Origin of the sequence: Acidovorax sp. 106 (assembly GCF_003663825.1) — a bacterium.
In the GTDB taxonomy this organism is placed as follows: domain Bacteria; phylum Pseudomonadota; class Gammaproteobacteria; order Burkholderiales; family Burkholderiaceae_C; genus Acidovorax.
Genome location: NZ_RCCC01000001.1, coordinates 2,515,810 through 2,529,750, shown reverse-complemented (window position 1 = coordinate 2,529,750; position 13,941 = coordinate 2,515,810). Strand labels below are relative to the sequence as shown.

Here is a 13,941-nt window from a genome sequence, read left to right as displayed (position 1 = left end):
CGGGCATGGCATCCATCCCCTCTTTGCACCTCACAGGAGACGCCATGAAAGTTGACAACATTCTGCAGACCATCGGCAACACGCCGCACGTGCGCATCAACCGCCTGTTTGGCCCGGGCGCCAACGTGTGGGTGAAGTCTGAGCGCAGCAACCCCGGTGGTTCCATCAAAGACCGCATTGCGCTGGCCATGGTGGAAGACGCTGAGAAGTCGGGCGCGCTGCAGCCCGGCGGCACCATCATCGAGCCCACCAGCGGCAACACCGGCATTGGCCTGGCGCTGGTGGCGGCCGTCAAGGGCTACCGCCTGATTTTGGTGATGCCCGACAGCATGAGCATTGAGCGCCGCCGCCTGATGCTGGCCTATGGCGCGCAGTTTGACCTGACCCCGCGCGAAAAAGGCATGAAGGGCGCGATTGCCCGTGCCCAGGAGCTGCTGGCGCAGACACCCGGCGCATGGGTGCCGCAGCAGTTCGAAAATCCCGCCAACATTGACATTCACGTGCGCACCACGGCGCAGGAAATCCTGGCGGACTTTCCCGAGGGGCTGGACGCCATCATCACCGGCGTGGGCACGGGCGGGCACCTCACGGGCACGGCCCGTGTGCTCAAAGCCAAGTTTCCGCAGCTCAAGGTGTTTGCGGTCGAGCCTTCGGCCTCGCCCGTCATCTCGGGCGGAGCGCCCTCGCCCCACCCCATCCAGGGCATCGGCGCGGGCTTCATCCCCAAGAACCTGGACACCAGCGTGCTCGACGGCGTGATCCAGGTCGATGCCGAGCCGGCCCGTGAATACGCCCGCCGCGCCGCACGCGAAGAGGGCCTGCTGGTGGGCATTTCGTCGGGTGCCACGCTGGCCGCCATTGCGCAAAAACTGCCCGATTTGCCCGCAGGCGCCAAGGTGCTGGGCTTCAACTACGACACGGGCGAGCGCTATCTGTCGGTGGAAGGCTTCTTGCCTGCCTGAGGCAAAGTACAAGCCTAAATGGCCTCTAGCGCTTAATCAACAAGCGCAAGAAGCTACAAAATAGATAGCAAAAACGGAAAATACCGTGCTGCCACCGGGCCCGCCACATGGCGGGCCTTTTTGCTGGGCAGGCCTTGCGTGGCGAGCGCCCGTAAAATCACGGCCCCACGACTTTGCAAGCCGCCCGATCGACACGGGCCCGCAAGACCATGATCAGAATCTCCGAAATCCGGCTGCCCTTCACCGTGGCCGAAGCCCCCGATGCGCCGCTGCGCGCCGCCGTCACCAAGCTCCTTGGCATCGCCGATGCCGACATCGCCCACCTGCACGTTTTCAAGCGCAGCTTTGACGCGCGCAAGGTCGATCTGCTGGCGGTCTACATCGTGGACGTGACGCTGGCCCAGCCCGAACGCGAGGCCGCGCTGCTGGCCCAGTTTGCCGCCAACCCGCACATCCAGCCCACGCCCGACATGGCCTGGCACCCCGTGGGCCAGGCGCCCGCCGATCTGCCGCTGCGCCCTGTGGTGGTGGGCTTTGGGCCCTGCGGCATTTTTGCAGCGCTGGTGTTGGCGCAGATGGGCTTCAAGCCCATCGTGCTGGAGCGCGGCAAGACCGTGCGTGAGCGCACCAAAGACACCTGGGGCCTGTGGCGCAAGCGCGAGCTGCATGCCGAGAGCAACGTGCAGTTTGGCGAGGGCGGCGCAGGCACCTTCAGCGACGGCAAGCTCTACAGCCAGATCAAAGACCCGCGCCACCTGGGCCGCAAGGTGATGAACGAGTTCGTCAAAGCCGGTGCGCCCGAAGAAATTTTGTATGTGGCCCACCCGCACATCGGCACCTTCAAGCTGGTGAAGGTGGTGGAGAACCTGCGCGAGCAAATCATTGCGCTGGGCGGCGAGATCCGCTTTGAGCAGCGCGTGACAGACGTGATCGTGGAAGGCACGGGTGACAGCCGCCACCTGCGCGGCCTCAAGGTGCTGAACCAGGCCACCGGCGAGACCACCGAGCTGCGCGCTGACCATGTGGTGATGGCGCTGGGCCACAGCTCGCGCGACACCTTCGCCATGCTGTACCAGCGCGGCGTGGCCATGGAGGCGAAGCCGTTTTCCATCGGCTTTCGCATCGAGCACCCGCAGGGCGTGATCGACCGCGCCCGCTGGGGCCGCCACGCGGGCCACCCGCTGCTGGGCGCGGCCGACTACAAGCTGGTGCACCACGCTGCTAACGGGCGCGCGGTGTACAGCTTTTGCATGTGCCCCGGCGGCACCGTGGTGGCCGCCACCAGCGAGCCGAACCGCGTGGTGACCAACGGCATGAGCCAGTACTCACGCAACGAGCGCAATGCCAACGCGGGCATGGTGGTGGGGATCGACCCGCGCGACTACCCCACCGACCCCGCCGCGTTTGAAGCCCACCTAGGACAGACCTATGGCGCAGAGAGCCTGCCCGCGGGGCAGTTCCACCCCCTGTCGGGCAGCGTGCTGCAGCGCCAGCTGGAATCGAACGCCTTTGTGCTGGGCGGCCGCGACTACAGCGCGCCAGGCCAGTTGGTGGGCGAGTTCATTGCGGGCAAACCCTCCACGCAGCTGGGCAGCGTGGATCCGTCATACAAGCCCGGTGTGGCCCTGGGCGACCTGCACGCCGCCCTGCCCGGCTACGCCATCGAGGCGCTGCGCGAGGCGCTGCCTGCGTTTGGTCGCAAGATCAAAGGCTTTGACATGCACGATGCGGTGCTGACGGGCGTGGAGACGCGCACCTCATCGCCCTTGAAGATCGGGCGCGGCGACAACCTGCAAAGCCTGAACACGCCCGGCCTGTACCCTGCGGGTGAAGGTGCCAGCTACGCGGGCGGCATTTTGTCGGCCGGGGTAGATGGCATCAAGGTGGGTGAGGCTGTGGCGCGCAGCCTGCTGGGCGTGCAGGGCTGAGCGCCCCCCCAGGCCCACATCCAAACGTCTCAGCGCAGCGCCTTGTATTGGCCTTGCGCCGCGGGCAGGCGGAAGGCCTCCACCAACTCGGCCAATTGCTGGGCCTGCACCCGCAGGCCGTGCGCGGCGGCGGAGGACTCTTCGACCAGCGCCGCGTTCTGCTGCGTCATCTGATCGAGCTGCGACACGGCCTCGCCCACCTGGCTCAGGCCCGTGGTCTGCTCGCGCGTAGCGGTGCTGATCTCGCCAATGATGGTGGCGACTTGCTGCACCGAGTTCACGATCTCGCCCATGGTGCCGCCTGCGGCATGCACCAGCTGCGTGCCCTCGTCCACCTGGCGCACGCTCTCGCTGATCAAGCCACCAATCTCCTTGGCCGCCGTGGCCGAGCGCTGGGCCAGACTGCGCACTTCACTGGCCACCACGGCAAAGCCCCGGCCCTGCTCGCCCGCACGGGCGGCTTCGACGGCGGCATTCAGCGCCAAGATGTTGGTCTGGAAGGCGATGCCATCGATCACGCTGGTGATGTCGGCAATGCGGCGCGAGGACTGCGAGATGCCGTCCATGGTGCCCACCACACGGTCCACCGCCTCGCGCCCACGGCGTGCTACGTCGCTGGCGCCGCCGGCCAATTGGCTGGCCTGCGCGGCTGCGTCGGCACTGTGGCGCACGGTGGCCAGCAGCTCTTCCATGCTGGCGGCAATTTCTTCAAGGTTCGACGCCGTCTGCTCGGTGCGGGCAGACAGGTCGCTGTTGCCCGCAGCAATTTCGCTGCTGGCCCCTGCCACCGAGGTGCTGGCCTGGCGCATCCCCACCACCAGCTCGCCCAGGCGCGATTGCATGCCTCCCAGGCGCAACAACAGGGCTTGCAGTTCATCACGGCTGCCAGCGGCTGACGCGGGTACGGCAGAAGTGAGGTCGCCTTCGGCAATGCGGTCTGTGACCTCGGCCGCATGGGCCAAGGGGCGCAGGATGGATCTCGACAGCAGCCAGGCACACAACAGGCTGAGCGCGAGCCCTACCGCCGAGCCAGCGGCCAACAAAAAGATACCCTGGCGGGCACTGCGGTCTGCGGCCTGCCGGTCGTCGGCCACCCGCTGTTGCTGCAGCCCCGCAAGCTTGTCCACCGCCGTGGCGTACGCCTCTGCAGCGGGGCGCAGCTGGCCTGCAATGGCATTCTCTGGCAAGGTCTCCCCAGCCTTGCGGCGTTTGACCAAGTCATCGCGCACCGTGCGAAAGCCGTTGCCCGCCTTGTCGATGGCATCAAACAGGGCCTGGGATGCGGGGTCGTCTGCCAACACATCCAGGCGCTTGCGCACTTCGGCCGAGCGGGCTGAAGTGGCTTTGCGGTCGGCATCAATGCGCGCAGCATAGGCGGGGTTGTCGATCTCCAGCAAGGTCTCGGCCCGGGCCGAGCTCAGTACCACGATCGAGTGCAACTCGCGGGCCAGCACGGCCCGCTCGGATGCCGGTCCGCCCAGCTCGTCTGCAATGTGCTGCAGCCCTGACAGCCGCCAGATACCCACCGCCGCAGACAGCGACATGACCAGACAAACCACACCAAAGGCCAAGGCCAGGCGGGCGGCGACGCGCAGATGGGAAATGGACATGGAAAGTCCCTCAATCGAAAGGTGTGGAAAACGCTCTGAAACGAACCTGGGTCAACCCAGCGCTGGGCTGGGCGGGGCTGGAATTCAAGCAGTGTATCGACACAGCTTGTCAATTTGTAAGAGGGATTTCACGCTGCACATGCCAGCGTAAGAATCTCACCACAGCCATCGGGCCGAGACACTGAGCCCGGTTCGATCTTTTCACCTTACCCGCACAGCACAACCCCCTGCGCTCAGTCGAGCTTGACCCCGGCCGCCTGAATCACGCGCGCCCATTTAGCGGTTTCAGCCTGTATGAATGCATCGCATTCTTGTGGGCTGGAACCCTCGGCAAAGGTGCCCATGTCGGACTCCATGCGCTGGGTAATGGCGGGGCTGCGAATGATGCGAGCCACTTCTTCAGACATGCGCTGAACAATCTCACGCGGAACCCCGGCAGGAGCGAGCATGGCGGCCCAGGTGCTGCCCACCAGATCGGGGTAGCCCTGCTCTGCAAAGGTGGGCACATCGGGCAAAGCAGGCAAGCGCTTGTCGCTGGCCACACCAATGCGTCGGATCTTGCCCGCTTTGGCCGGCTGGATCAGGTTGGGCGGAGGGTCCAGAAACAAGGGTATCTGCCCGCCGAGCAGATCGGTCAGCGCGGGTGCCGCGCCTTTGTATGGCACATGCACCATATCGGTCTTGGTGACCAGGCGCATCAGCTCGGACGTCAGGTGCGCGGCGGAGCCACTGCCCGAAGAGGCAAAGCTCAACTTGCCGGGGTTGGCACGGGCATAGGCCACGAGCTCGGCCGTGGTTTTGAAAGGTGCATTGGCGGCCACTGCGGCGACCAGGGGAGACACGCCCATGAGCGACACCCCCACCAAGTCTTTGCGGGGGTCGTAAGGCAACTTGGGGTACAGCGTGGTGTTGGCCGCGTAGGCGGCGATGACCACCGCAAAGGTATGGCCGTCCGGCGCTGACTTGGCCACGGCGTCCACCCCGATGATGCTATTGGCGCCGGGCTTGTTGTCCACCACCACGGGCTGCCCCAGGCGCTGCTGCAGACCCACTTGCAACAGGCGCGCCATCTGGTCGGTAAAGCCACCGGCCGTGTAGGGCACGACGATGCGAATGGGTCTGCTGGGCCAGGCGCCTTGCGCCCAAGACGGAGTGGACAGCACAGCGCCAGCGGCAAGGCCTGTGCCGCTGCGGATGAAAGCACGTCGGGTGGTCAATGGCATGAAAGTCTCCTGGGGTAGGTACGTGGAGGAACAGCCTTGCCGATGTCCGGCTACAGGCTGGTGCGATCCGATCTGCCAATACCCCGAGGCTGTCACACAACGTGCGACCGTCGGGGCATCAACCCTTTTACTGCGCCGCCAGTCCGAGGCGATCAATCAACACCTTGTCCTTGGCAAAGGTGTCTTTGGCCCACTGGGCGTAGTCCGCTCCCGATCGGTACCAAGACTCCTGATTGAGCTGCTTGAGCACCTCTGCATGGCGAGGGTCGTCCATGGCCTTCTTGAAGGCGTTGTGCAGCTTGGCCACGATGGCAGGGTCCATGCCCTTGGGGCCCACCAGGCCGTAAGGCGAGGTGGACACCACCCCGTAGCCCAGCTCCTTGGCCGTGGGCACATCAGGCCAGCGGGCCGAGCGCTTTTCGCCAAAGGTGAGCAGCAGCCGCATCTGGCCCGCCTCCACATAGGTGTCCCAGCCCGATGCATCGCTGGATGCCGTCACATGCCCGCCCAGCAGGGCCTGCTGCAAGTCGGCGTTGCCCTTGAACGGGACATGGTTGAGCGTCACCTTGGCGTTGGTGGCCAGCTCTTCCATCAACAAGTGGGGGGACGATCCGATGCCTGTCGAGCCGTACTCGACCTTGCCTGGAGTCTTGCGGGCCGCAGCGATGTACTCGTGGAACGTCTTGTGTGGCGAGTCCGAGCGCACCGTAAAGCCAAAGGTGTAGCCCGACAGACCGATGATGTAGCTGAAATCGGTGAGGGGGTTCCAGGCCGTCTTTTGCATGTGCGCCATGCGCAGCATGGACATGGGGAACTGCGTGATGGTGTAGCCGTCCGGCTTGGCCGTGCGGGCCATGACACCGGGGCCCAGGGTGCCGCCAGCGCCCGGCTTGTTCTCTACGATGATGGACTGCCCCAGCTGCTTGCCAGCGAGATCTGCCAGGGTACGCATGTGGCGGTCGGTGGGGCCACCGGCCGGGAAAGGCACGATCAAAGTGATCGGCTTGGTAGGAAAGTCCTGCGCCTGGGCTGGCCCCAGGCAAGCACCGGCCAACGCAGCAAGGCCGAGCGAGAGCAGGTTGCGGCGACGCGCGAAATGGAACATGTTGTCTCCTTTTTTTGTGAATAGGGGCAAGCGCATGCCCGGCGAACAGGCCCTGAAAACCATGCACAGGGCGTTGACACCCACCGGGCGGCTTGAAACAAAAAGGCGCGTTACAGCGCCTTGACCAATTCAGGCACTGCCGTGAACAGGTCCGCTTCCAGACCGTAGTCGGCCACGCTGAAGATCGGAGCTTCTGGGTCCTTGTTGATCGCCACGATCACCTTGGAGTCCTTCATGCCAGCCAAGTGCTGGATCGCGCCCGAGATGCCCGCTGCGATGTACAGCTGCGGCGCCACGATCTTGCCGGTCTGGCCCACTTGCAAATCGTTGGGGGCATAGCCCGCATCCACCGCTGCTCGGCTGGCACCAATGGCGGCGCCCAGCTTGTCGGCCAAGGGGGTGATGACTTCGTTGAACTTTTCTGCGCTGCCCAGCGCGCGGCCACCGGAGACGATGATCTTGGCGGCGGTGAGTTCAGGGCGGTCGTTCTTGGCGATTTCGCTGCCCACGTAGCTGCTCTTGCCGGCATCGGCGGCTGCAGCGGCGGTTTCAACGGCGGCGCTGCCACCCGTGGCGGCTGCGGCGTCAAAGCCGGTGGTACGCACAGTGATGACCTTCACGCTGTCGCTGCTTTGCACGGTGGCAATGGCGTTGCCAGCGTAGATGGGGCGCTCGAAGGTGTCTTGGCTCACCACCTTGGTGATGTCGCTGATCTGGGCGACGTCGAGCTTGGCGGCCACGCGGGGGGCCACGTTCTTGCCGCTGGCGGTGGCTGCAAAGAGGATGTGGCTGTAGTTGCCTGCAATGGCCAGCACCTGGGCTGCCACGTTTTCGGCCAAGCCGTGGGCCAGGCTGGCGGCATCGGCGTGGATGACTTTGGCGACGCCTGCGATCTGGGCGGCTGCTTGTGCAGCGGCGCCAGCGTTGTGGCCAGCCACCAGCACGTGCACATCGCCACCGCAGGCCACAGCGGCCGTGACGGTGTTCAGCGTGGCGCCCTTGATGGACGCGTTGTCGTGTTCAGCAATAACGAGTACCGACATTTAGATCACCTTCGCTTCGTTCTTGAGTTTCTCGACCAGGGCGGCGACGTCGGCCACTTTCACGCCAGCGCCGCGCTTGGCGGGTTCGGTCACCTTGAGGGTCTTCAGGCGCGGGGTCACGTCCACTCCGAGGTCTTCGGGCTTGACGGTGTCCAGCTGCTTTTTCTTGGCCTTCATGATGTTGGGCAAGGTGACGTAGCGAGGCTCGTTCAGGCGCAGGTCGGTGGTGATCACTGCGGGCAGGCTCAAGGCCAGGGTCTCGAGGCCGCCGTCGATTTCGCGGGTCACATGGACCTTGTCAGCGGCCAATTCGACCTTGCTGGCGTTGGTGGCCTGGGGCAGGTCGGCCAGGGCCGCCAGCATCTGGCCGGTCTGGTTGGCATCGTCGTCAATGGCTTGCTTGCCCAGGATGATGAGCGAGGGTTGTTCCTTGTCCACCAGGGCCTTGAGCAGTTTGGCCACGGCCAGGGGTTGCAGCTCCACGTCGGTCTCGACCAGGATGGCGCGGTCGGCACCAATGGCCATGGCCGTGCGCAGGGTTTCCTGGCATTGCGCTACGCCGCAGGAGACTGCGATGACTTCGGTCACCAGGCCTTTTTCTTTCAGGCGCACGGCCTCTTCAACGGCGATTTCGTCAAAGGGGTTCATGCTCATCTTCACGTTGGCGATGTCCACACCCGTGTTGTCCGATTTGACGCGGACCTTCACGTTGTAGTCCACCACGCGCTTGACAGGGACCAAGACTTTCATAACCACACACTTTCTTGAGAGAAAAACACAGGCGCATGACACGCCGAAAAATCAGTATCTGAGCGGGCTTGGCAACCACCCCACCCAACGACGGGGATCAGGCAGAAGGCAAGGTCAACACGCCCTGTTGCTGCAACTGCTGGAGCTGCTCATCGCTCAGGGACAACAGCCGCTGCAGCACTTCGCGCGTACCCTCCCCCAGCGTGGGCGGGGCATTGCGCAACGGCAGGCGCTGCCCATCCAGGCGATACGGCGGCGCAAACACTGCCGTGGTGCCTGCTACGGGGTGCGGCATGTCGCGCAACAGGCCGGAGCGCTGGGTGCGCTCGCTGGTCAGCGCCTCGTGCAGGCCTGCCACCCTGCCGCACGGAATGCCCACGGCCTGCATGCGCTCGATCAGCAGATCGCGGGGATGGGTGCGAATCAAATCCTTGAGCAGCGGAGCCAGCTCCAGGCGATGCTTGGTGCGGTTGACGTTGGTAGCAAAGCGCGGGTCTTCCACAATGTCGGGCCGCTGCAGCACCTGCCTACAGAACTTGTCGAACTGCGCGTTGTTGCCCACCGCGATGATGAGCGGGCCATCGGCTGCGTCGTACATGCCGTAGGGCACGATGGAGGGATGCGCATTGCCATAGCGCTCGGGGTCACGCCCCAGCAGCATGGCGTCCAGGCCGTAGTAGCCAGTGACCATGATGCCGCAGTCGTACAGCGCCATCTCGATGAGCCGCCCCTGGCCCGTGCGCTCGCGCCGGAACAGTGCCGCCAGCACCGCTTGCGCCGCGTACATGCCGGTCATCAGGTCCACCACCGCCACGCCAAACTTCAGCGGTGGCTGCGAGGCCTCGCCGTTCAGCGCCATCAAGCCCGCTTCGCCCTGGATGACCAGGTCATAGCCTGGGCGCTTGGCCTCGGGGCCGCTGCTGTCGTAGCCCGCCACGGCGCAGTAGATCAGGTCGGGCTTGATGGCCTTGAGCTGCGCGTAGCCCAGGCCCAGCTTCTCGGCGCCGCCGGTCTTGAAGTTGTGCACCACCACGTCAAACTGCGGCAGCAGGTCATGAACGATCTTCAGCCCTTCGGGGGTTTGCAGATCGATCGTGATAGACCGCTTGTTGCGGTTCATGCTGTTGTAGTAGGTGGTCTCTGTCTTGCCAATGCGCATGCCCCAATCGCGGGTGTCGTCGCCTCGGCCAGGGTGCTCGACCTTGATGACCTCGGCACCAAAGTCGGCCAGCACCTGGGCACACAGCGGCCCGGCAAACACGCGTGACAGGTCCAGAACGCGCACACCTTCCAGCGGAAGGTCCATGTCGCCAGATACTTGTTCTTCGTTCACAGTCTTTGTCTCCTTGGATGGATGCGCCCGCACCGGTGAATACGCGGTGCACGGGCGCATCGGGGCGCAGCGCTCAGGGCTTGCGGCCCAGGGCGATGTAGCGCGCTAGATGGTGGTCTTCGTCACCCCACTGATGGTCTACCAGAACCAGACGCTTGGCGTAGTGGGACAAGGGCAACTCCCATGTCATGCCAATCCCGCCATGCAGCTGGATGCTTTCCTCGGCCACCAGCACGCCAATGCGGCCCATCGTGACCTTGGCGGCGGACAGCGCCCGCTCGCGCTCCGTGCGGTCGGCGCTGTCCATCGCAGCGGCTGCGTTGATGACGGCAGAGCGCGCCTGCTCCACCTCCAGCAGCAGGTCGGCCATGCGGTGCTGCAGAGCCTGGAAGCTGCCAATGGGCACGCCAAACTGCTTGCGCGTTTGCAGGTATTCGAGTGTGTGCTTCTTGGCCACGTCCATCGCACCCAGCGCCTCGGCGCACACGGCCAGAATGCCCCAGCCCACGGCATGCTCCAGCGTGGCAAAGCCCTGCCCTTCGGTGCCCAGCAGCGCACCAGCGCCCACCTGCACGTTCTGCAGCGTGACTTCGGCCACACGCCCCCCGTCGATGCGGCCCATGCCACGGCGCTTCAGGCCTGCGGCATCGGCCGACACCAAAAACAGCGAGATGCCCTCTTCGTCATCTTCCGCGCTGGAGGTACGGGCGCTGACCAGCAGCAGCTGGGCTTGATCGCCATGCAGCACCACAGCCTTGTGGCCCGCCAGCAACCAGCCGTCGCCATCACGCACGGCGCGGGTGGTCACGCGGTTCAAGGCGTAGTGCGCGCCGGGCTCTTCATGCGCCAGCGTGGCCACCGTGCTGCCGTCGATGATGCTGGCGATGTGTTCCTTCTGCGCTGCGCTGCCGGCCAGGCCCAGGGCCCGGCCCACCACCAGCGCGCCTACAAACGGCTCCACCACCAGGCCTGCACCCAGGGCCTCAAACACCACGGCCACATCAAAGCCTGCGCCGCCAAAGCCGCCATCGGCCTCGGGGAACAGCGCGCCAATGGCGCCCAGCTCGGCAAAGCGGGCCCACAGCGCCGGGTCCATGCCGGTGTCGCCGTAGGCAATGTGGTTGCGTGTTTCGATGCCGTATTGCTCGGTCACGAAGCGGTTCAGGGTGTCCGCCAGCATGCGGCGGTCTTCGGTATGTTCAAAGTTCATTTCCACGTTCCTCTGGAATCAGTTGTTGGCAGGCTCGCCAAGTTGCCGGGCGGACGCGACTGGCACCACCCAGGCCAGCGGCCGCCGCGCAAGGGCCGCCCCGCCGCGCTGGCGGTGTCCCCCTTCCCGGCGAAGCCGAGAGAAGGGGGAAGACGCGCAGCGGCTCAGGGGGTTGCTCATTGCTACAGGCCGAGAATCATCTTGGAGATGATGTTCTTCTGGATTTCATTGGAGCCGCCAAAGATCGACAGCTTGCGGTAGTTGAAGTAGTTGGCCGCCGCTGTGGCGGCCTCCTTCGGCCCCACGGGTTCGTCGGCGTAGCCCTCGTACTGCGCTTCTTCGATGAAGGGCAGCGCGTACGGGCCCACGGCGCGGCGGATGAGCGACAGGATCTCCTGGCGGATCTCGGTGCCACGGATCTTGAGCATGGAGCTTTCGGCCCCGGGCACGCCGCCACCGGCCACGGCGGCAATGACGCGCAGGTTGGTGGTCTTCATGTTCTCCAGGTCGATCTCGACCTGGGCCATGCGGGCGGCAAACAGAGGGTCCTGGTCCAGCGGCTGGCCGTTCTTCATCACCTTGGCGGCCACCACCTTGAGCTTGGCCAGCGCGGCAATGCAAAAGCCCACACCTGCAATGCCGGTGCGCTCGTAGGTCAGCAGGTACTTGGCGTACGTCCAGCCCTTGTTTTCCTCGCCCACCAGGTTTTCCACGGGCACCTTCACGTCGGTGAAGAACACCTCGTTGACCTCCTTGTCGCCATCGAGCGTGCGGATGGGGCGCAGCTCCACGCCGGGCGAGTTCATGTCCACCAGCAAGAAGCTGATGCCCGACTGGGCCTTGGCCTCTCGGTCGGTGCGCACCAGGCAGAAGATCATGTTGGCGTGCTGTCCCTGGGTGGTCCAGGTCTTTTGGCCGTTGACGATGTAGTGGTCGCCTGTTTCGTCAGTGACTCGCACGGCCGTGGTCTTGACCGAGGCCAGGTCCGACCCCGCGCCGGGTTCGGAATAGCCCTGGCACCACCAGTCCTGCCCGCTCAGAATGCGCGGCAACCAGTATTGCTTCTGTGCCTCGTTGCCAAACTTGATGAGCACCGGGCCCAGCATATTCACGCCAAACGGCACGATGCGCGGGCCGCCGGCCAGAGCGCATTCGGTGTCGAAGATGAACTTCTCGACCGCCCCCCAACCCGGGCCGCCATAGGCCTCGGGCCAGTGGTTGGCCAGCCAGCCGCGCTCGTTGAGGATGGCGTGCCACTCGTCCTGGTCGGCCCTGGTCAGACGCTGACCGGCCTTGACCTTGGTGGCGATGCGCTCGGGCAGCTTGGCTTTCAAGAAAGCCTGCACCTCGGCACGGAAGGCTTCTTCTTGGGGGGTGAAATTCAGTTCCATATCGGGTCGCTTGCAGTTCAGAGTTCGCTGGTGTGTCGCGGGGTCAGAAGATTTCGAATAAACCTGCGGCGCCCATGCCACCGGCAATGCACATCGTCACCACGCCGTACTTGGCCTTGCGGCGGCGGCCCTCGAGCAGCAGGTGGCCCACCAGGCGGGCACCTGTCATGCCAAACGGGTGGCCGATGGCAATCGCCCCGCCGTTCACGTTCAGCCGCTCTGTCGGAATGCCCAGGCGGCGCTGGCAGTACAGGGCCTGCGAGGCAAAGGCCTCGTTCATCTCCCACAGGTCAATGTCCTGCACCGTGAGACCGTGGCGCGCCAGCAGCTTGGGCACGGCAAACACGGGGCCAATGCCCATTTCGTCGGGCTCGCAACCAGCCACCGCAAAGCCACGGAATGCGCCCAAGGGCTGCAGGCCACGGCGCTCGGCCTCCTTGGCTTCCATCAGCACGCAGGCGCTGGACCCGTCCGACAGCTGCGATGCATTGCCCGCCGTGATGAACTGGCCGGGGCCCTTCACCGGCTCCAGCTTGGCCAGGCCTTCCAGCGTGGTACTGGCGCGGTTGCAGTTGTCGTGCGTGGCCGTCACCTCTCGGTAGGTGACCTCGCCGGTCTCCTTGTTCTTTTCCATCATGCGCGTGGTGCAGGGCACGATTTCGTCGGCAAACACACCGCCCTGCTGTGCGGCGGCGGTGCGTTGCTGGCTTTGCAGCGAGAACGCGTCCTGGTCTTCACGGCTGATGCCGTAGCGGTGGGCCACGATGTCGGCCGTGTCGATCATGGCCATGAAGAGGTCGCTCTTGTGTTCTTGCAGCCAGGGGTCGATGTCTGCCGGGTTGCCTGCGCGGATGGCCGAGATGCTTTCCACCCCGCCCGCCACCATGGCGGGCACGCCCTCGGCCACGATGCGGCCCGCCGCAATCGCCACCGACTGCAGGCCCGACGCGCAAAAGCGGCTGGCCACCATGCCCGCGACCGACAGCGGCAGGCCCGCACGCAGGGCCGTCTGGCGGCCAATGTTCTTGCCTGTGATGCCTTCGGGGTAGCCGCAGCCCATCACCAGGTCTTCGATCAGCTCGGGCTCGATGCCCGAGCGCTCCACCGCCGCCTTGACGGAAAAGGCCGCGAGTTGCGGGCCAGGCGTGGCGTTGAACTCGCCCCGGTGCGACTTGGTCAGCGGGGTGCGGGCGGTGGAAACGATGACGGCTTCACGCATGATTTGCTCCTGATTTAATAGCTGCCAGCGCTTATATTTATTGCGCTAGCGGCCGAAATGACTCAAAAATTAGTGCTGAAACACAGCGCAACAGGGAGAAGGGACTTGGCGTTGGCCCACCGAGGCCACCACCCCACCAGCCGTTCGGGCTGAGCTTGTCGAAGCCT

The 13,941-nt window shown here is 65.0% G+C and carries 11 protein-coding genes; 2 read left to right on the top strand and 9 right to left on the bottom strand.

Annotation, left to right across the window (positions count from 1 at the left end; genetic code table 11):
- The first annotated feature begins 44 nt into the window (after nt 1-44).
- Both cysK and C8C98_RS11305 read left to right on the top strand, forming a co-directional pair.
- Nucleotides 45-962, top strand: a complete 918-nt coding sequence (cysK, locus tag C8C98_RS11310) for a cysteine synthase A (RefSeq protein ID WP_121454353.1) — start codon at nt 45-47, stop codon at nt 960-962.
- A gap of 209 nt (nt 963-1,171) precedes the next feature.
- The gene (locus C8C98_RS11305) at nt 1,172-2,890 is read left to right on the top strand and encodes an NAD(P)/FAD-dependent oxidoreductase (protein WP_121454352.1); all 1,719 of its coding nucleotides are present in this window, start codon (nt 1,172-1,174) and stop codon (nt 2,888-2,890) included.
- Between the two features lie 29 nt (nt 2,891-2,919).
- Here C8C98_RS11305 and C8C98_RS11300 read toward each other — a convergent pair whose 3' ends face one another.
- From C8C98_RS11300 to C8C98_RS11260, 9 genes are all read right to left on the bottom strand, one after another.
- The gene (locus C8C98_RS11300; RefSeq protein WP_121454351.1) at nt 2,920-4,500 is read right to left on the bottom strand and encodes a methyl-accepting chemotaxis protein; all 1,581 of its coding nucleotides are present in this window, start codon (nt 4,498-4,500) and stop codon (nt 2,920-2,922) included.
- A 233-nt stretch (nt 4,501-4,733) separates the two neighbouring features.
- The gene (locus tag C8C98_RS11295; protein WP_121454350.1) at nt 4,734-5,723 is read right to left on the bottom strand and encodes a tripartite tricarboxylate transporter substrate binding protein; all 990 of its coding nucleotides are present in this window, start codon (nt 5,721-5,723) and stop codon (nt 4,734-4,736) included.
- Between the two features lie 127 nt (nt 5,724-5,850).
- Nucleotides 5,851-6,828 (bottom strand): tripartite tricarboxylate transporter substrate binding protein, encoded by a 978-nt coding sequence (locus tag C8C98_RS11290; protein ID WP_121456200.1) that lies wholly within the window; start codon nt 6,826-6,828, stop codon nt 5,851-5,853.
- A 110-nt stretch (nt 6,829-6,938) separates the two neighbouring features.
- Complete coding sequence (locus C8C98_RS11285; RefSeq protein WP_121454349.1) at nt 6,939-7,871, bottom strand: electron transfer flavoprotein subunit alpha/FixB family protein; 933 nt, start codon at nt 7,869-7,871, stop codon at nt 6,939-6,941.
- Nucleotides 7,872-8,621, bottom strand: a complete 750-nt coding sequence (locus tag C8C98_RS11280) for an electron transfer flavoprotein subunit beta/FixA family protein (protein ID WP_121454348.1) — start codon at nt 8,619-8,621, stop codon at nt 7,872-7,874. It abuts the gene before it with no gap.
- A 97-nt stretch (nt 8,622-8,718) separates the two neighbouring features.
- Complete coding sequence (locus C8C98_RS11275) at nt 8,719-9,927, bottom strand: CaiB/BaiF CoA-transferase family protein (RefSeq protein ID WP_233574674.1); 1,209 nt, start codon at nt 9,925-9,927, stop codon at nt 8,719-8,721.
- A gap of 100 nt (nt 9,928-10,027) precedes the next feature.
- A complete protein-coding gene (locus C8C98_RS11270; protein ID WP_121454346.1) occupies nt 10,028-11,164 on the bottom strand; it encodes an acyl-CoA dehydrogenase family protein in 1,137 nt (378 codons plus the stop codon).
- Nucleotides 11,165-11,346: 182 nt separating this feature from the next.
- The gene (locus tag C8C98_RS11265; RefSeq protein ID WP_121454345.1) at nt 11,347-12,555 is read right to left on the bottom strand and encodes an acyl-CoA dehydrogenase family protein; all 1,209 of its coding nucleotides are present in this window, start codon (nt 12,553-12,555) and stop codon (nt 11,347-11,349) included.
- Between the two features lie 43 nt (nt 12,556-12,598).
- Nucleotides 12,599-13,774, bottom strand: coding sequence for an acetyl-CoA C-acyltransferase (locus C8C98_RS11260; RefSeq protein WP_121454344.1), 1,176 nt, complete (start codon nt 13,772-13,774; stop codon nt 12,599-12,601).
- Nucleotides 13,775-13,941 lie beyond the last annotated feature (167 nt).